The sequence below is a fragment of the Clostridium felsineum DSM 794 genome (assembly GCF_002006355.2).
Lineage (GTDB): Bacteria > Bacillota > Clostridia > Clostridiales > Clostridiaceae > Clostridium_S > Clostridium_S felsineum.
The window spans coordinates 2,591,084-2,609,181 of record NZ_CP096980.1; the positions used below are offsets into that span (position 1 = coordinate 2,591,084).

20 protein-coding genes are annotated in these 18,098 nt (G+C 30.1%); 7 read left to right on the plus strand and 13 right to left on the minus strand.

Features of this window, described 5'->3' with window-relative positions; all coding sequences use genetic code 11:
- Nucleotides 1–27 precede the first annotated feature (27 nt).
- From CLFE_RS24485 to CLFE_RS12315, 5 genes are all read right to left on the minus strand, one after another.
- Nucleotides 28–237: a hypothetical protein gene (locus CLFE_RS24485; RefSeq protein WP_432706046.1), complete on the minus strand. Its 210-nt coding sequence runs from the start codon at nucleotides 235–237 to the stop codon at nucleotides 28–30.
- Nucleotides 200–766, minus strand: a complete 567-nt coding sequence (locus tag CLFE_RS12300; RefSeq protein WP_432706069.1) for an iron-containing alcohol dehydrogenase — start codon at nucleotides 764–766, stop codon at nucleotides 200–202. Before CLFE_RS12300 ends, CLFE_RS24485 begins: the two co-directional genes overlap by 38 nt.
- A 244-nt stretch (nucleotides 767–1,010) precedes the next feature.
- Nucleotides 1,011–1,196 carry a 4-oxalocrotonate tautomerase DmpI gene (gene dmpI, locus CLFE_RS12305; RefSeq protein ID WP_077894053.1) on the minus strand — a complete coding sequence of 62 codons (186 nt, stop codon included), beginning with the start codon at nucleotides 1,194–1,196 and terminating at the stop codon, nucleotides 1,011–1,013.
- A 157-nt stretch (nucleotides 1,197–1,353) separates the two neighbouring features.
- On the minus strand, nucleotides 1,354–1,758 hold the full coding sequence (locus tag CLFE_RS12310) for a MerR family transcriptional regulator (protein WP_077894054.1): 405 nt from the start codon (nucleotides 1,756–1,758) through the stop codon (nucleotides 1,354–1,356).
- 81 nt (nucleotides 1,759–1,839) lie between these two features.
- On the minus strand, nucleotides 1,840–2,199 hold the full coding sequence (locus CLFE_RS12315; protein ID WP_077894055.1) for a winged helix-turn-helix transcriptional regulator: 360 nt from the start codon (nucleotides 2,197–2,199) through the stop codon (nucleotides 1,840–1,842).
- A 159-nt stretch (nucleotides 2,200–2,358) separates the two neighbouring features.
- Between CLFE_RS12315 and CLFE_RS12320 the strand changes: the two genes are divergently transcribed.
- The 3 genes from CLFE_RS12320 (at nucleotide 2,359) to CLFE_RS12330 (ending at nucleotide 4,251) form a co-directional block, all read left to right on the plus strand.
- Nucleotides 2,359–2,898 carry a nitroreductase family protein gene (locus CLFE_RS12320; RefSeq protein WP_077894056.1) on the plus strand — a complete coding sequence of 180 codons (540 nt, stop codon included), beginning with the start codon at nucleotides 2,359–2,361 and terminating at the stop codon, nucleotides 2,896–2,898.
- Nucleotides 2,899–2,926: 28 nt separating this feature from the next.
- Entirely contained in the window at nucleotides 2,927–3,292 is a 366-nt protein-coding gene (locus tag CLFE_RS12325; RefSeq protein ID WP_077853144.1) for a VOC family protein, read from the plus strand.
- 527 nt (nucleotides 3,293–3,819) lie between these two features.
- Nucleotides 3,820–4,251 carry a MerR family transcriptional regulator gene (locus CLFE_RS12330; RefSeq protein WP_077853130.1) on the plus strand — a complete coding sequence of 144 codons (432 nt, stop codon included), beginning with the start codon at nucleotides 3,820–3,822 and terminating at the stop codon, nucleotides 4,249–4,251.
- Between the two features lie 258 nt (nucleotides 4,252–4,509).
- Here the strand turns inward: CLFE_RS12330 and CLFE_RS12335 are convergent, their stop codons facing one another.
- Nucleotides 4,510–5,640, minus strand: coding sequence for an aldo/keto reductase (locus CLFE_RS12335; RefSeq protein ID WP_077894057.1), 1,131 nt, complete (start codon nucleotides 5,638–5,640; stop codon nucleotides 4,510–4,512).
- A 269-nt stretch (nucleotides 5,641–5,909) separates the two neighbouring features.
- Here CLFE_RS12335 and CLFE_RS12340 point away from each other — a divergent pair, with 269 nt between their 5' ends.
- The 4 genes from CLFE_RS12340 (at nucleotide 5,910) to CLFE_RS12355 (ending at nucleotide 8,463) form a co-directional block, all read left to right on the plus strand.
- Entirely contained in the window at nucleotides 5,910–6,446 is a 537-nt protein-coding gene (locus tag CLFE_RS12340) for a flavodoxin family protein (protein ID WP_077894058.1), read from the plus strand.
- Between the two features lie 26 nt (nucleotides 6,447–6,472).
- Nucleotides 6,473–6,661, plus strand: a complete 189-nt coding sequence (dmpI, locus tag CLFE_RS12345) for a 4-oxalocrotonate tautomerase DmpI (protein WP_077894059.1) — start codon at nucleotides 6,473–6,475, stop codon at nucleotides 6,659–6,661.
- A 222-nt stretch (nucleotides 6,662–6,883) separates the two neighbouring features.
- Nucleotides 6,884–7,552, plus strand: a complete 669-nt coding sequence (locus CLFE_RS12350) for a ferritin-like domain-containing protein (RefSeq protein ID WP_077835196.1) — start codon at nucleotides 6,884–6,886, stop codon at nucleotides 7,550–7,552.
- Between the two features lie 92 nt (nucleotides 7,553–7,644).
- Nucleotides 7,645–8,463 carry a TIM barrel protein gene (locus tag CLFE_RS12355; RefSeq protein WP_077853133.1) on the plus strand — a complete coding sequence of 273 codons (819 nt, stop codon included), beginning with the start codon at nucleotides 7,645–7,647 and terminating at the stop codon, nucleotides 8,461–8,463.
- Here CLFE_RS12355 and hydE read toward each other — a convergent pair.
- The 7 genes from hydE to CLFE_RS12390 form a co-directional block, all read right to left on the minus strand.
- Complete coding sequence (hydE, locus tag CLFE_RS12360; RefSeq protein ID WP_077894060.1) at nucleotides 8,460–9,515, minus strand: [FeFe] hydrogenase H-cluster radical SAM maturase HydE; 1,056 nt, start codon at nucleotides 9,513–9,515, stop codon at nucleotides 8,460–8,462. The two genes, CLFE_RS12355 and hydE, sit on opposite strands and share 4 nt — an antisense overlap.
- Nucleotides 9,508–10,749, minus strand: coding sequence for a M16 family metallopeptidase (locus CLFE_RS12365; protein ID WP_077894061.1), 1,242 nt, complete (start codon nucleotides 10,747–10,749; stop codon nucleotides 9,508–9,510). Before CLFE_RS12365 ends, hydE begins: the two co-directional genes overlap by 8 nt.
- 87 nt (nucleotides 10,750–10,836) lie before the next feature.
- Nucleotides 10,837–11,400 carry a DJ-1 family glyoxalase III gene (locus CLFE_RS12370; RefSeq protein WP_077894062.1) on the minus strand — a complete coding sequence of 188 codons (564 nt, stop codon included), beginning with the start codon at nucleotides 11,398–11,400 and terminating at the stop codon, nucleotides 10,837–10,839.
- A 10-nt stretch (nucleotides 11,401–11,410) separates the two neighbouring features.
- Nucleotides 11,411–14,275 carry a DNA topoisomerase IV subunit A gene (locus CLFE_RS12375; protein WP_077894063.1) on the minus strand — a complete coding sequence of 955 codons (2,865 nt, stop codon included), beginning with the start codon at nucleotides 14,273–14,275 and terminating at the stop codon, nucleotides 11,411–11,413.
- A gap of 20 nt (nucleotides 14,276–14,295) precedes the next feature.
- Nucleotides 14,296–16,248, minus strand: coding sequence for a DNA gyrase/topoisomerase IV subunit B (locus tag CLFE_RS12380; RefSeq protein ID WP_077853138.1), 1,953 nt, complete (start codon nucleotides 16,246–16,248; stop codon nucleotides 14,296–14,298).
- A 127-nt stretch (nucleotides 16,249–16,375) separates the two neighbouring features.
- Entirely contained in the window at nucleotides 16,376–17,437 is a 1,062-nt protein-coding gene (locus CLFE_RS12385) for an iron-containing alcohol dehydrogenase family protein (protein WP_077835189.1), read from the minus strand.
- Nucleotides 17,434–18,093, minus strand: coding sequence for an MtnX-like HAD-IB family phosphatase (locus CLFE_RS12390; RefSeq protein ID WP_077853139.1), 660 nt, complete (start codon nucleotides 18,091–18,093; stop codon nucleotides 17,434–17,436). Before CLFE_RS12390 ends, CLFE_RS12385 begins: the two co-directional genes overlap by 4 nt.
- Nucleotides 18,094–18,098: the final 5 nt, after the last annotated feature.

Below are 18,098 nucleotides of genomic sequence, written 5' to 3' on the forward strand. Positions count from 1 at the left end.
TTCTTTACTTATGTCTATTGTAAGATCTCATGTTTCTGAAAGTGCTGTCATTCCATGAGCTGATAAATGAGTCTTTACACCAAGACTTTCAAAGAATTCTTTAGTCTTTTTAATTGCAATTTCTACTTTTTCTTCTTCACTACCACTATTAATATTCCATACACATTCTGCATATTGAACAAGCTTAGCATGCTTTTTATCAAGTCTTACATCTAATAATGCTGGTAATATAATCACTAAAGTTTGACATAGTAGCACTCCAAACATGGTTTGCACGTACATCATAGTTTTCAAATTCATTAACTGTAGTCTCCCCTACTTCTATAAGCGTTTGTAAAATACCTTCTTCCATTCTATCTTGTACCCTAGCATCTACAGGATAAGTTAAATATTGCTCAGCCACATGTACAAATGCATCAACTACACCATTTGCAACTTGAGTTTTAGGGAGCGTAAATGTAATAGTAGGCTCTACTAATGAAAACTTAGGATAAGCTAATACACTAGCCATAACATATTTTACATGTTCATGTGTTATTACCGATGAACAGTTCATTTCAGAACCAGTAGCTGGTAATGTTAAAACGTTACCAAATGGAACTACATCTACCGGAACTGGTGACATACGATATTTTGGCAAATCTATAGCATCTTCTTCATAATATGAAGCAAGTGATATTAATTTAGTTTCATCTATTACTGAACCACCTCCAACAGCAAGTATGAAATCAATATTTTCTTTTTTAACAACTGCTGCTGCTTTCATCAATGTTTCATAATGTAGATTTGGTTCTATTCCTCCAAATCCGTAAACTTTTCTTTAAGTACAGCTTTAATTCTGTCTATAAGGCCACCTCTTTTCTTTTAGCACTTCCACCACCATAAGTGATTAAAGCGGATGCCTCCTTAGAAATAACATTATCTAAACTATCAAGTCTATCTTTTCAAAATATAATATGTGTTGGATTGCATAAATCAAAATTAAACATAATATTATCACTCCTATTAATTTATTTTCTATCAGATAAAAGTTGACCACCAGATCCTATGTTTTCTGTTGAAATTTCTTTTAAAAAAACGATAATTGCCTCTTTAGGTACACTCATAATATTTGATGCCTCTAAAGTAAGATTCTTTACTAATTCACGTTTTTGCTCCTTATTTAATTTTCCTGCCTCTACTGTTATAACTGGCATAATTTTATTCCCCTTTTCTATTTTATATTTGCTTATGAGCTAACTATAACCCCTTAAGTCAGGTTAAGGTCAAGCACTTCTTTTAAAAATTTTATTTTAAAAATAAAAACCCCTTTGCTTAAGTGTATTTTATTAACCCAGCAAAAGAGTTTCCCTTTTATTTATTTTGCTTACTCTTTTTCCACTCAGCTATTAATTCATCTGTAATAGGTTGACACTTTTTATCATAAGTATCAATTTTGTAATTAATAACATCCATAGTATCTTGTATATCTTTCATTTTCTTCTCTAAGTTTGCTTTTGTTTCAAGTAATATATCCAATCTTGCATCCTTTGTTGACTCTCCTTCAATTGCGAGTTGAATATACTCGTGTATAGCTTCTAGTTGAACTCCTGCCTTTTTAAATCTCATAGCAAACTCAATCCAATGAATAGACATCTCATCATAGTTTCTAATTCCAGATTCCGTTCTAGGTACTTTAGGAATTAAACCTATCCTTTCATAATATCTTAGATTATCTACAGATATTCCCGTTTTTTGAGCAACCTCTTTTATTGTCATTCTATTCCTCCTCTTAATAATTTTTTTACATATATTTTATATCATCTAAAGTTAACTTAAGGTCAAGCACTATTTTAAAATTTAATTATTTTTTTCACTATGATTTTTTATATAACCAACATATTCATCACCCCATTCAAGCATGGTAGCAGTAACTTTTAAAAATCTTCTTCCTATTTCAGTTAATGAATATTCTACTTTAGGCGGTACCTCTCTATATATTTCCCTATGAATGATACCATCCTTTTCAAGTTCTCTTAATTGTTGTGTTAATGTGCTTTGTCTAATATCTGGTAAGGCTCTTTGTAATTCACCAAATCTTTTTACTTCATTTCGCAAATTATAGATAATTAAAAGCTTCCATTTACCAGCTACTATACTTTGTACTACAGCCATAGGACATTTGTTGCTTAGTTTTAATAATTCTTCTTTTCTCTCCATCCTTTATTTCCTCCCAATAGTACGTTTTTATGTACTATATACATAAAAAAAGAGTACTTGTATTAAACGTATTACAGTAATAGTATTATAACAAATCATATTATAAAAATAAATGTTTATAATAATATAAACTGATTAATTTAGAATGGAGAAATTAAAATGAATGAGACATTAAATAATATTTTAAGTAGAAGAAGTATAAGGAAATTCAAGCAAGAACAAATTAAGGATGAAGAGTTACAAGCAATTATTGAGGCTGCTAAGTATGCTCCAAGTGCTATGAATCAACAATCTTGGCATTTTACCGTAGTACAAAACAAAGAGGTTTTATCAAAGATAGTTGATTCTATTAAATTATCTTATAAAAACTTAGGAGAACCCAAACCAGAAAACTTTAATCCATTTTATGATTCACCAACTCTTATTATTGTAACTGGGGATGAAAAGGCAATAGCACCTCAAAATGACGGAAGCTTAGCCATTGGAAATATTTTATTAGCAGCACATTCCTTAGGAATAGGTTCTTGCTGGATTCATATATTAAATTTTATCTTTAATAAAGATGAATTTAAAGATTTAAAGAAAGAATTAGGAATACCAGAAGGTTATGTTTCTGTAGCCGCTGTAGCTTTGGGCTATAAAGATATGGAAGGAAAAGCCGCACCAAGAAAAGAAGGAACCGTAAATATTATTAAATAATTAAAGTATGGAAAGGTAATAGGTTATTATGAATTTTTGTTGGATAACATTAACCGTGAAAAACATGGAAGAATCTTTAAAGTTTTATCATGATATAATTGGTTTAAAAATTGCAGAAAGATTTAATGTAGGCAGTGATAGGGAAATTGTTATGCTTGGTAATGCTGACGGTACAAAGATAGAATTGGTATGCAATAAAACTGAAAGTATTTCAGCCAAAGCTGAAGGACTTTCTATTGGCTTTCAAGTTAAATCACTTGATTATGCTATGAAACTTTTAAAAGATAATAACATTCCTATTAAAAGAGGTCCTATTTCACCAGTACCATCATCTAAGTTCTTCTTTGTAGATGATCCTAATGGTATAGAAATTCAAATAGTTCAAAACAATTGAATATACGTTACCTTAAAAAACTCTAATCTGCAATAAGCAATGCTTTTACAGATTAGAGTTTTTTATAAATTAAGGTTAATTTCATTTATTTTATGGACTCAAATATGGAAAACGCTGTAATTTAATATTAGATATCTTTGTTAAATACCAACTTTAAGTAGCTAAAAATAAAATTGGCCCTCCTGCTAACAAAAAACTAAGGACCAAGGATGAATGATTAAAGGGATACATAATTATTTGCCCATTTGCTACTGAAATAACAATAAATAGAAAAAGCCTACATCTTTCAATTAAGTGATGATCATCAAATTTTACAGCCTCAGAAAAAAGTCTGTTTTTTAGTATTAGCTATGCAAACAACGTACCTAGAAGATCAATGGCCGATTTTTCCACCTATTCGTTTCTTACATTAGAATTATATGAAGCTCAGTTTACAATCTTTAATTCATATGTTAATCTTATACTATTATCCTCATGTTACTAGAGGTCAATATTTTATAAAAATAATTTAGTTTGGGGGATTGCGTATGTATACGCTTAAACAAATATGTGAAATAACTAACTTATCTGAACACACTGTTCGATATTATACAGATCAAGGATTGGTTCCTTCTGTTAAAAGGGATTCAAATAATCGCCGTGTATTTGATGAAAAATCCATAGATTGGCTTACAGGTATTAAACGTCTTAAAGCCTGCGGAATGAGTATTAAAGACTTAAAAACTTATGTCCATTTATGCTTAATTGGCGATGCTACTGTTGAAGAAAGATATAATATCATCTTAAATCAGAAAAAAGCAATTGACCAAAAGAAGGCTGAAATTATTCAATGTTCTGATTTTATAGATCACAAGTTAAAACATTATAAAGCCATTAAAGATAGAAAAATAGAGGATGACACAAATCCTGATAAATGGGATAAAAAAAGAGCAAACGATGAACTTTATACACTTTCTTAATATATAACCTAAATAAAAATCAATTCATATTTAAGATTTATCTACAGCAACATAGAACCAATCTATTAACATAATCAGCTAAAAAACCTCAATTCACTAAAACTAACAAGTTTTTAATTAATTGAGGCTTTTTAAGTACTCTATTAAATAATTAAATTACATTTTCACCTTTGCCACTGCATTTTTTTATCATATTGTTATTTAAGCCATCAATATGGTAATTCTTTTACTAAAATAATCATAGAAAAATAATGATTATCAGCAATTAGTTTTCACAAAAGTATTACTAACCTTAACTAATTCTTCTCGAATAGAAATATGTTGAGGACAAACTCTCTCACATTTACCACACTTAATACATTCATTAGCTCTTTTCTTGCCATGACCACTTACTAGCCAATTTTCCTGCATTTTTGCTGACTCTTCATTTTTATATAATGTAAGATAATTCATTGCTGTAAACGAACCTGAAATTCCAATATTATTAGGACATACTTTTGAGCAATAATTACAAGATGTACATGGAATTAATGGAATACTATTTAAAGCCTTTTGTGCTTCAAAAATAGTATTTCTTTCCTTATCAGATAAAGGTGTAAAATTCTTCATATATGAAAGATTGTTATTCATCTGTTCTATATTGCTCATTCCTGACAAAACTGTTATTACACCATCTAAACTAGCAGCAAAACGAATTGCCCATGATGCATAAGAAGCATCTTCATTGGCCTTTTTAAACACCCCTTTTACCGGTTCTGGTGGATTTGCTAACATCCCACCTTTTACTGGTTCCATTATAATAACTGGTTTTCCATGCTTTCTTGCCACTTCATAGCATGCCCTCGACTGAATGGCCGGATTTTCCCAATCTGCATAATTTATTTGTAATTGTACAAACTCCATTTCTGGATGCTTATTCAAAATATCTTCTAATTCTTCTGGTGTTGAATGAAAAGAAAAACCTATATGCTTAATTAAACCTTTACTTTTCTTCTCCTTTACAAAACTCCACATGTTAAAATCATCAAAAAACTTTGTACGATATTCTCCAAGATTATGGAGTAAATAAAAATCAAAGTAGCCTGCTCCAGTTTGCTTTAAAGAAGTTTCAAATTGACTAATTGCTTCTTCTCTTGTTTTACAATTAATCCACGCTGCATTTTTTGTTGCTAACTGAAACTTCTCTCTAGGATATCTTTCTACAAGCGCCTGACGAATTGCATCTTCACTACCAGCATAAGCCCATGCTGTATCAAAATATGTGAAGCCCTCTGAAAGAAAAGAATCTACCATCCTCTTTACTTGTTTAATATCTATAGCCTCTTTATCTTTAGGCAAACGCATTAATCCAAAACCTAATTTTTTAATTTCTTCTCCGATACTTTTCATAATATTTCTCCCTTTCAATTTTAATTTTATAAAGTACTACTTTCATAAATGATAAAACAATATATTAGCTCTAGTAACTGAAAATAATATGCTTGCAATTATATGCTATCATCCTCGAGTAACTCAAAGTCAAGTCTTTTTGAATTTTCATTTTATAATAATTGTAAATTTATTGCGAAAAATTTTAAAAAAAGTCCTTGACCTTAAGTCGAGTTAAAGGTTTATAGTTAATTCATAAACAAACACCAAAAATAAAGGAGACAAGAAAAATGAAAATAACAGTTATTACTGGAAGCCCACGTAGAAAAGGAACATCAGCTTTATTGGCCGACAAATTCATTGAAGGCGCAAAAGATGCTGGACATGAAGTATTACGTTTTGATGCTGCATTTGAAGATGTAAAACCATGTTTAGCTTGTGAGTATTGTGCAAATCATAATGGTGAGTGTGTACGTAGGGATGCTATGAATACATGGTATGACAAAATGATAGCTTCAGATATGGTAGTATTTGTAACACCATTATATTATTACGCAATGTCCACACAAATAAAAACAGTTATTGACCGTTTCCACGCTAATAATGGAAAACTTGCTGGAAATAAAAAAGCAATGATTTTTGCAACTTCTTACGGTGCAGATGACTGGACAATGGAAGCCCTAGAAAAAAATTATGAATCTATACTTCGCTTCATGAATTGGGAGGATGCAGGAAAGTTATTTGCAATTGGATGTCCTTCAAGAGAAATTATTGAAAATTCCGAGTTCCCAAGTAAAGCATACGAATTGGGGAAAAATATAAAATAAAGGTTAATTAAAAGGAGCTTAAAATCATGCCAGTTATAACAGTAGAAGCAGGAATATTAAATAAAGAACAAAAATGTACTTTAGTAAAATACCTTACTAAAACAGCATCGCATATTATGAATGTACCTGAACAAGCAATTATTGTTTTATTAAAAGAAAATGATATGAATAATATAGGTTTTGGTGGAAAATTAATGTCTGAAGGAAATGCTTAGCCTTAAGGATAAGAGGATACAGCTAATAAGTCGTATCCTCTTCTTTTTAAGAACTCCTTCATATTTAATCTAAAAAAAGTTACACAATATAAAAAACAAAATCATCCTTCTGATATTTTTCTCTTAAATTTTGTAGCACTTTTTAAAAATTCTTAATAATATATAGTATAAATCATAATTTAAAATATAGGTTTAAACAAAAACATTAGGAGAGATAAAAAAATGGATTACTATGATTATTATGATGAAATAGATGATTATTCAGAAAATGATTACAATGAAAATTACTATGATAAAAAGAAACCTTCTAATTCTTCAAATTATAATTCCAAACCTAACCATACTAAAAAGATTTCATGTGAATCAAATATGCCATTTCCCCCAATTGAAGTGACAAAATGTAATACAAGCTATGCAAATCTTATATATGATTCGTATGCTTCAAGTGGCGGCAGTGAACTTCAAGCAATAACTCAATATATTTACCATCACGAAACTATATTTAATAAGGAAGTTTCTGATACTCTTTTAAATATAGCTATAGTTGAAATGAAACATCTTGATGCTCTAGCTTCATTAATATTCAAATTGGGTGGAAAACCTGCCTTCTTTAATAGCAATAGAGATTGGTTCTCTACTGGTCAATTAGCTTACTTGGATAATATATACAAAATGGAATGTCCACCTTGCAGCAAAGATTATTTATGTTCCAAATTAAATGCTGATTTAGCAGGTGAAAAAGCTGCTATACGAGGCTACAAGGATTTAATTGAGCAAATAAGAGATCCAAAAGTTGATGCTGTTATAGAAAAAATTATATCTGATGAGAAAGTTCATGTTAAAATTTTAGAAGGCTTTATATCCAAATACTGTACTGGAAACAGAAGCTGATTTTTGATATAATGTAGTACAAAATAGCAGTTGGCATTTAACTCTATGTCTTCTGCTATTATTTTATATGTATTAAGAAAGGAAGAATAGCTTTGGATAGTTTATTATTTGGAATTTCAGGTATACCAAATGGAGATGGCATTGAAAAATTTTCTTATAGTACAGGAATAGAATACTTAAAAAATATTGGTCTTGATGCTATGGAGTTACCATTTGTAAGAAGCGTTAATATAACAGATAAAAATAAGGATATTGTTTTGAAAAAGAAAAATGAAAGTAACTTATATATATCCGCTCATGGATCTTACTATATAAATTTGAATTCAGATGAAGAAGAAAAACAAAAAGCCTCCTTAGAAAGAATAGTGAAGGGTGCTGAAGCTTTAAAAAAAGTAGAAGGCCGAAGTTTAATATTTCATCCTGGCTTTTACTTAAAAGATTCAAAGGAAGAAACTTTCCATACTATAAAAGAAAATTTAAAAAAACTACCTGATATAGGTGTTGATTTTCGGCTTGAAACCACTGGAAAACCCACACAATTTGGTTCTTTAGAGGAAAATGTTGCATTATGTATGGAAGTTAAAACCTGTAAGCTTTGTATTGATTTTTGTCACCTTCACGCAAGATACAATGGTCTTTTCAAAACTGTGGAGGATTTTGATAAAGTACTTTCTTACGTTGGCGAAAAGCTTGGAGCTGAAGCTTTAAAGGACATGCATATACATATGTCTGGAGTAAATTACGGCATAAAAGGAGAAAAAAATCACCTTCCTTTTAAAGAAAGTGATTTTCCATATGAAAAATGCATAAAATCCTTTGTGAAATTTGATATAAAAGGCTGCATAGTATGCGAAAGTCCCTTACTCGAAGAGGATTCTCTTCTTATAAAGAAAATTTATGAAGCTTCTTAATTTATAGTTTCTTTTTTATAAGTTTTATTTCTAAACCCTTTAGCTTCAGAAACTTTTCTGTTTATCTTATTTATTTTCAAAGATATACATGTTCTACAATGCCCAGGTGTATCATTAACACATATTTTACCTGGGTAAAGAGCATATAATTTTCTCGCTTCTCCTTCTGTAACATTAGGCATAACAACATTTGCACCACTTGTAAGTGCTATAGACCTTCCATTAGGATAAAGTGATTCCATAGCTGTTGTTGCAGGAATATTTATATCTGGCAAAAGGAGTCTAATTAAGGCAGTTACTTTTATACTTAAAAAGAATTCTCCTCCCTCTTCTTCTCCAAGCGGTGTATCTTCATTAGGTATAAAAGGCCCTACACCTATCATATCTGCATCTATTTTTTTAAAAAATAATATGTCATCTGCCAAAGATTCCATGGTTTGATTTGGAAGACCTACAAGACACCCAGAACCGACCTCATATCCAAGCTCTCTTAAATCATAAAGACATTTCTTTCTATTCTCATGACTCATTTGAGGATCTAATTTTTCATAAAGCTCTTTATCTGTGGTTTCAATTCTTATAAGATATCTGTCTGCTCCTGACTTTTTGTACTCTTCATACTCCTCAAAAGTTTTTTCTCCAATACTTAAGGTGATTGCCATATCTAATTTTTTTATTTCACTTACTATATATTTTATTTTATCTACTGTATAGTAATCATCCTCACCGGATTGAAGCACAACAGTTTGATAACCATAGCTTTTAGCACCTTTTGCAAGTGAAATTATCTCATCAGGTTCCAATCTGTATCTTTTTATATTTTTATTATCTCTCCTTAAGCCACAATACATGCAGTTCCTTTTGCATATATTAGAAAATTCTATTAAACCTCTTAAATGAACTTCATCGTAAACATACTTTTCACGAACTCTATCTGCTGCTTTAAATATTTCTTCGTTATGATCATTATCCTTCAATAAAGTTACTAGTTCATTCTTTGTTAATTCATGTGTTACCTCTGCTTTATTAATTAACTTTATTATATTATCCATATTTTCTCCTATCCTCAATTTTAGGCTTAACTATTTGAATAGACGGCCTACTTAAAACCTTTTTAACAACTTCAATTATATAATCTTCACTTAATAATTGAATATCCTTCACTTCATCGTAAACATCTCCTGGTCTGCCAAACATTATCTCATAGGTTGAAAGTTCCTTTGCTAATTGAATAGATCTTTCAAGCTTTAAAAGTCTTTTTATTTCCATAGATTTTTCTATTTTTAAAAGCCTATTCTTCGAAAATACACCTTTTAAATTCATTGCTTCTCCAATAACTTCATTCACAAATTTAATACTTTTATCTAAATTGTAGGAGGCTGTTCCAAGTCCTATATAAAATAATTTTATTCCGCCATCATTATTTATTTTACTATATACATCATATGCAAGTCCATATTTAGTTCTTATTTTGTCATATAACATAGAACTTGTTCCTTCACCAAATATAACATTAAAAGCCCTTAAAGCTTTTATTTCCGTATTACTTAATTTATGTATAGGCGCTAAATACTGAATTACCGCTCCTTTTATATCCATTTCACTTGTAAATGTTCCAGAAATATTATTTTCATATTCATAATTAACTAAATGAAAATTCTTATCATTTTTCAAATTCATATACTTTGAAATAATATTTATTACTTTGTCTTCTTTTAGTGACGTTACAACGCTTATAGCACAATTATTGGCTGTATAATATCTTTCATAAAAATCCTTTATGTCTTTTAACGTAAAGCTCTTTATATTTTCTTCATTCCCTATTATGCACTCTTTTAATCTTATATTTGAAAAAGAATTTTTTAATAATTCATCCTCACAAAATTGCTGCTTATCATCTTTCCATTCTTTAAGTTCTTCACATATTACATTCTTTTCTTCTTCAAACCCCTCCTCAGGAAAAGTAGGATTTACAAGTATATCGCTATAAAGTTCAAAGCCTTTCTCAAAATCCTCTGAAAGAGTAGTACCATAATATATAACATAAGGAAAATTAGTCATAGCATTATTAAAACCAAATATTTCATCGAATTCTTTATTTATATGGGCTTCACTTCTTCTCTTAGTTCCCTTAAATATGCAGTGTTCTACTGTATGAGCTAATCCATACTGTCCTTTTTTTTCACATGAAGCCCCTGCTCTAAAAGCAATACAAAATGACGTAACGTTACTTTCTCTATATTCATATATTATTTTTATTCCATTTTCTGCATATAGTTTTTTCATATAATTTTCACTCCAGCTATAATTTTTCAAAGAAAAACTTACCTTATATTCATACTGTAGTATAAATATAAGGCAATATCTTAATCATTATTTCAAAGCATCCTCCACAAAATTTACAAGCATGCCCTCTTTTAAAGTTTCAACTTCAGCCTTGCTCTTTAACGTTTCAACTAGTTTAAGAGCAAAATATATAGCCGTTGCAGGTCCTCTGCTTGTTAATATGTTATCATCCTTAACTGTTACTTCTTTAAGATAATTACAATGCCCCATTTTCTCTTCAAAACCAGGATAAGAAGTTGCCTTCTTTCCATCTAATATTTCAGCCTCTCCTAAAACCATTGGTGCTGCGCAAATAGCAGCTACAATTTTCTTTTCTTTATTAAATTCTTTAACTGCATTTATAACAAATTCACTATTTTTTAAATGTTCAGCCCCTGGCATTCCACCAGGAAGCACCAATCCATCATAATCTTTAAGATTAATCTGTTTTATATTTGTATCTGCAAAAACTTTTATATTGTGTGCCCCTACTACCTCGCTATTATCAAGAGAGCACATATCACAAACAATATTAGCTCTTCTAAGTACATCCACTACACTAAGGGCCTCTATTTCTTCAAAACCATCTGCTAAAAACAATAAGATTTTCATAAAAAACCTCCTACCTAACTTTTATTTCACTAATAAAATCTGTCATTAAAAGAGTAGTAACATTTTTACCCTTTCCACCTCTATTTTGAACTTTTATATCTTCAATTGCAACCTCAATTTTATCATTAAGTTTTGATTTAAGTATTATCTTATGTGAATTTTCCTTAACAACAAAACCATACTCCGTAGAATCTTCTTCATTTAAACTTATACCAGTAACTCCTGATGCAATTTTTCCCATTGCACTAACTGCTGATGATAAGAATTTTATTCCCATTGCCTTTTTAGTTATAAGTAATATTTCTTCCTCTTCCTTTTCAGAAATATCTACATTTATTAAAATATCTTCTTTGTTTCTTAACTTATAGCATACTTCAATTCCACTCACATCTTTAAATTCAACTAGCCTAGTCTTTTTTACGAACCCTTTAGCACTGAAGAAATATAAAAATTTATCTTCGTGGAACTCATCTATTGAAATAGTCTTTATTACTTTTCTATGTGAATTAAATTCTTCATAAAGCTCACTTAAATTTATAGACTTATCATCCATGTTTTTAAACATATATGAAGGCATGATAATTACCTTACCATCATCTATAAAAATCATGAGAGTACTTACTGTTGTTGTATCTATATAATTTCCTCTAGAAGAACCTTGTGTTTTAATTGTACCATTTTTACTTACTTGAATTCCAAAGGTTCTATAATCATCATCTTCTACAAATTCAACCGAAATAATTTTATCTAGTGGTGAAATATTTATAGCTTCATGCCCTATTTTATTTCTATCCATTTCCTCAGTCAAAGGTTCTTTTACTGTAAAATGGAGTCCTTTTTCTGTAGACACCTTTATAAAACCTTCTTCTCTTGTTCTTAAAACAATTTCGGTCTTTACTAATTTTTCATCTTTTTTAAGCTTTAATGCCATTATTTTTGAATATATAGTATCAAACTTGTGAAGAGCCGTTTTCTTTATATTCCCTTTATCTGTTATAAATATAATATCCTTTTGCTCACTTAAATTTTCTACGGAATAAATATTTAGTATATTTTCATTTTCTAAATCCAATCCCTTTAGGATATTATCAACCTTTTCTCCTTTTTCTTTCCACTTATATTCCGGAATGCTATTACCCTTAAGTTTATACATATTTCCTTCATCCGTAAATATAAGGAGATTATGTGCTGTATTTGTTTCAATTAAAAATCTATTAAAGTCACCTTCTCTATACTCTATATCCTTTATATCTGAATTAGATCTTAAATAAGTTTTCTTCGGAACACTTTTTACATATCCCTCATTAGACATGGTAACAACAATATCTTCTACAACTGTAAACTCTTCTGCATCTATTTTAGCTTCACTATCATCCTCAACTACAGCAGTACGTCTATCTTCACCATATTTTTTTTCCACTTCTTTAAGTTCACTTTTTACTACCCTAAGTAGTTCTTTTTCATCACTTAATATTTTTTCAAGCTTTTTAATCAACTTAAGAAGTTCTTCATATTCCTTTTTAAAGGTTTCTATTTCAAGACCAGTAAGCTTATACAACATAAGTTCAACAATTGCTGTTGCTTGTTCATTATTAAATCCAAACTTTTCTACAAGATTTTTCTCTGAGTCCTTTTTAGACTTAGAAGCTCTTATAGTGCTTATAATCTCATCCATAATGTCTATTGCTTTTATAAAACCTTCCACAATATTAAATCTCTTTTTAGCTACATTTAAGCTGTATGTAGTTCTTTTAGTAACTATATCTTTTCTATGGTTTACATAGTGCATTATTATAGTTTTTAGATTCATTGTTTCCGGTTTTCCATCAGCTAAAGCTACCATATTAAAATTAATATTACACTGAAGTTCAGTTTTTTTAAACAAATATTTCAGAATCTTATTTACAGTTTCTTCATCTGCGGATTTTTTAAATTCTATTACTCCTCTAATACCTCTTCTATCTGATTCGTCTCTAATATCCGATATACTTTCAAGGATTTTAGAGTGTTTTTTATCCGCCGTCATTTCAGAAATAGTTTGAAGTATTTTAGCCTTATTTCTTCTATATGGGAATTCACTAATTACTATAGAAAGCCTTCCACTCTCAAGCCTTTCTATTTTCGTTTTTGCTCTTAATGTTACTTTTCCTTCTCCCGTTTCATAAGCCGCTATTAAAGAATTTTTTCCGATTATTATTCCTCCTGTTGGAAGATCCGGGCCTTTTACATACTGCATAAGCTCTTTAACTGTTACATTTTTATTATCTATGTACTTTAAAACAGCATCTATAACTTCTCTTAAATTATGAGGTGGAATATTGGTAGAAAGTCCAACAGCAATTCCAAATGCTCCGTTTACTAAAAGATTAGGATAGGCCGCTGGAAGTACTGAAGGTTCTTTTTCAGAACCAGAGTAATTATCTACCATTTTAACCACATTTTTATCTATATCATTTATCATTTCAAGCGCTATTGGTGTAAGCCTTGCTTCAGTATAACGCATAGCAGCCGCACTATCTCCATCTATACTTCCCCAGTTACCATGTCCATCTATTAAAGGGTGTCTTGTTGTAAAATCTTGTGCTAAAATAACCATAGACTCATAAACTGAAGAATCACCATGAGGATGATACTTTCCTAAAATGTCACCTACTATCCTAGCTGATTTATAATACGGCTTATCTGGAAATGCTTTTAGCATATATGCACCATATAAAATCCTTCTATGAACAGGTTTTAATCCATCTCTTACATCTGGAAGTGCTCTATCCTTTGCAACTTCAACCGCATAAGGAAGGTAGTTTTCTGGCATAGCCTCCTCTAGTGGTATCTTTATAATATTATTATCCTTAGGTATATTAACTTTCTTTCCCATTCTAAGTCCTCCCCAAACTATTAAAATTCAGCGTATTTATACATATAATTTTTTCTAGGTTCAACCACGTCTCCCATAAGAAGAGATACCATTTTTTCAGCCTTTGCCGCATCCTCTATAGTAACCATTTGAAGAGTTCTTGTTTCTGGATTTAAAGTAGTTTCCCAAAGTTGATCTGGATTCATTTCTCCAAGACCTTTGTATCTTTGTATAAGATATCCTTTTCCAACTTCTTTTTTTGCTTCATCAAGCTGTTCATCGCTATAAGCGTATTTTACTACTTCACCTTTTTTAGTATTCTTGTATACCTTATATAATGGTGGAAGAGCTATATAAAGATGTTCATTTGCTATAAGCTGACGCATGTACCTATATACATAAGTCATCCACAAAGTTCTTATATGATAACCATCTACATCAGCATCACTCATTATTATTATTTTGTCATACCTTAAATCTTCTTCCTTATAATTATCCAGTATTCCTGTTCCTACAGCAGTATTAAATATTTTTAATTCTTCACTTCCAAGCACATTTTCAAGCTTTTGCTTTTCAGTATTCATTATTTTTCCTTTAGAAGGCATTATACTTTGAAATCTTCTATCCCTAGCTTGCTTTGCACTTCCTCCTGCTGAATCTCCCTCAACTATTATAAATTCGCAAAGAGATGCATCTTTAAGAGTACATACCGCTATTTTACCTGCAAGTGGTGCTGTTCCTTTTCCTACTTTTTTCTTTTCAGCATCATTAATTTTTTTTATTTTTTCTCGTCTTGCAGCAGCATTTACAGCATTTTTTATTATCACTATTGCAGTATCCTTATTATCCTCAATCCATTCCGAAAAGCCTGAATAAGACAAATCATTCATCATAGTATATGCTTCATTATTTCCAAGCTTTGTTTTAGTTTGTCCTTCAAAAACTGGATTTGTAAGCTTAATTCTTATTATAGCTGTCATACCTTCCCTTACATCGTTACCCTCAAATTCCTTATCCTTTTCCTTCAACACTCCAAGCTTTTTAGCCCATTCTTTGAAGGCTCTTGTCATTCCTGTTTTAAAACCAGCTTCATGTGTACCAGCTTCTGTTGTAGGAATATTATTTACATAACTTGCAATGTATTCAGTAGTTGAATCTGTAAATTGAAGGCATACTTCCCCATAAAGTTTAAGTCCACTGATCTCCCTTTCTCCATCAAATATTATTGGAATTTTATGAAGAACAGTTTTACTTTCATTTAGATAATCTATAAAATCGAGAAGTCCCCTTTCTGAATGATATGTCTTTACTACAGGCTCATCTTCTCTATGATCTTCTAATATTAAAGTTATTCCTTTATTTTGAAAAGCGATTTCTTTTAATCTTTCATCTATAATATCAATCTTAAAATCTGTACTTGTAAAAACTCTTTCATCAGGCTTAAAGGTTACCTTCGTTCCTTTCTTATCTGTTTTACCGATTTTTTCAATTGGTGTTACTGGTGTTCCTGGCATATCCCTTTTAAGTTCTTTATCATACGCATATTCAAATCTTTGTCTATATATGTACCCATTTTGATAAACCTCAACCTCAGTCCACTTTGATAGAGCATTTACAACTGCTGCACCTACTCCATGAAGTCCTCCTGATGTTTTATAGTTTTTGTTATTAAATTTTCCACCAGTATGAAGCTCTGTATACACCATTTCAACTCCGGATTTTTTCTTTATTGGATGTATACCTGTTGGAATTCCCCTTCCATTATCTATTATTGTAACACTTTTATCTTTATTTAATATTATTTTTGCCTCGTCTCCAAAACCATTTGTAAGTTCATCTATAGCATTATCAAGTATTTCCCATATGCAGTGATGAAGTCCCTTTGCTCCAGTTGAACCTATATACATTCCCGGTCTTATTCTTACAGGCTCAAGTTTCTCTAGAGATGTAAGGGAGGTAACATCATAGTTTTCAATATTTTCATTTTTATCCATTAAGTCCGTCCTCCGATAATCAATATAAAAAATAAAGTAATGAAATTAATTCATTACCCCACTATTCTAAAATCATAAAAGGTTTTTTATAATTTGTCAACACATCAAAAATATAAACTTTCTTTCTTTATGTCAATATTTCATTTAATATTTCGTCACTATCTACAATTTCTTTAGCAATTTTAACATTTTCTTCCACATGCAAATAAGTATACCTAAAAGGCTTTATACTACATGCTTCATCAATAGCCCTTTTAAAATCATTTTTCTTCATATTTAATTCTTTTACGTAGTCAAAAAATCCAGTATCTCTTAAAATTTTCTCAATTCTTTTTTCCCTATGTTTTTGAACCTTAGACATTATATAAGTTGCTATTCCAACTTGAATTCCATGTAAATTAGGATTTATCAAAAATTTATCAAGTGCATGTGATATTAAATGTTCAGCACCACTAGCAGGTGAGCTATTATCAGCAATTTCCATGGCTATACCATTCATTATAAGAGAATCTACAAGTTCTTTTAAAAAAAGTTCATCCTTTATACTTTTAAAATCAGTTCTTACAAAGCTATTAACTGATTTTTTGGATATCATAACAGCAAAATCATCCATTCTTGATTTGCCATTTTCCTCCTCGAATTTCCAATCATAAAGAGCTGTTATGTTGGATACAAGATCACCTATACCAGAGTATATAAACTTTTCAGGGGAACTCTTTATTACATCTATGTCTACTATTATTCCCTCTGGAGTTTTTGCAGGTACAGAGGTTCTTCTTCCATTTATCATAAGCGATGCAACTGGACTTGAAAATCCATCATTGGATGTAGAAGTTGGTACACTTATAAAAGGGATCTTCCTTAAAAAAGCCATATACTTAACAGCATCTATTACCTTTCCTCCACCTACAGCTATAAGTGTATCTACCTCGTTTGTTATATTAAAAGCATTAGTTCCAATTTCATCAAAGTCTATACTTTTAACCGTTTTTTTGTCTTCAACCTTAATTTTTTCATTTTCCAGTGAACTTTCAATTTTTTCACCAAATAATTCATATATACCTTCTCCAAAATAAAGTGAAACTTTCTTAGAATTTCCCCTTTTTATTATTTGTCCTATGTTATTTATATTTCCATTTCCAACTTCAAGTATTAAAGGAATTGCTATTCTATGAGATATTCCTTTCAAAATCCCCACTCCTTCAAATATTTTTCTACGTATTTTAATACTTCATCAAATCCATCAAATGCTATAAATTCTTTATTTCTCTCTTTTAAAAAATCACGTAATTTACTCTTTGCAAAAACCACATCTGATAAAATTGCAGGTTCAATGTCAGGTGTACTATCTCCTGCATAAAACACCTTCTTATAGCTGCTTTTTAACTTTTTAACTACCTTACCTTTATCTATTCCATAATTTCCAGAATAAAATTCATCCTTTGGATTTAAAACAAAGTGAAGCCCATTATCTTTATATACACTTTTATTAGAATATATATCTACATCTTTTATACCTGCATTTTCAAAAACTTTATCAATATAATAATTGGCTCCTGCACTTACTACTACAAAATCTCCACCATTTTCTTTTATCTTTTCTATAAATTCCTTTATAAAAGGGTCAATTGATATGGTGAGTACATCTTCTATTATTTCCTTCTCCCCTCTACCAATGTGACTGAAAACATATCCTAGATAATCAACATCTGTTATCTTATTATTTCTCCAATCCTTATATAATTCTCCTACTTCTTCTTTTAAATATTTATCTGTTATTATTTTATAAAAATCTCTTTTGCTTATTGTTCCATCAAAATCAGATATAAATACAAAGTTCTTCATTTAAA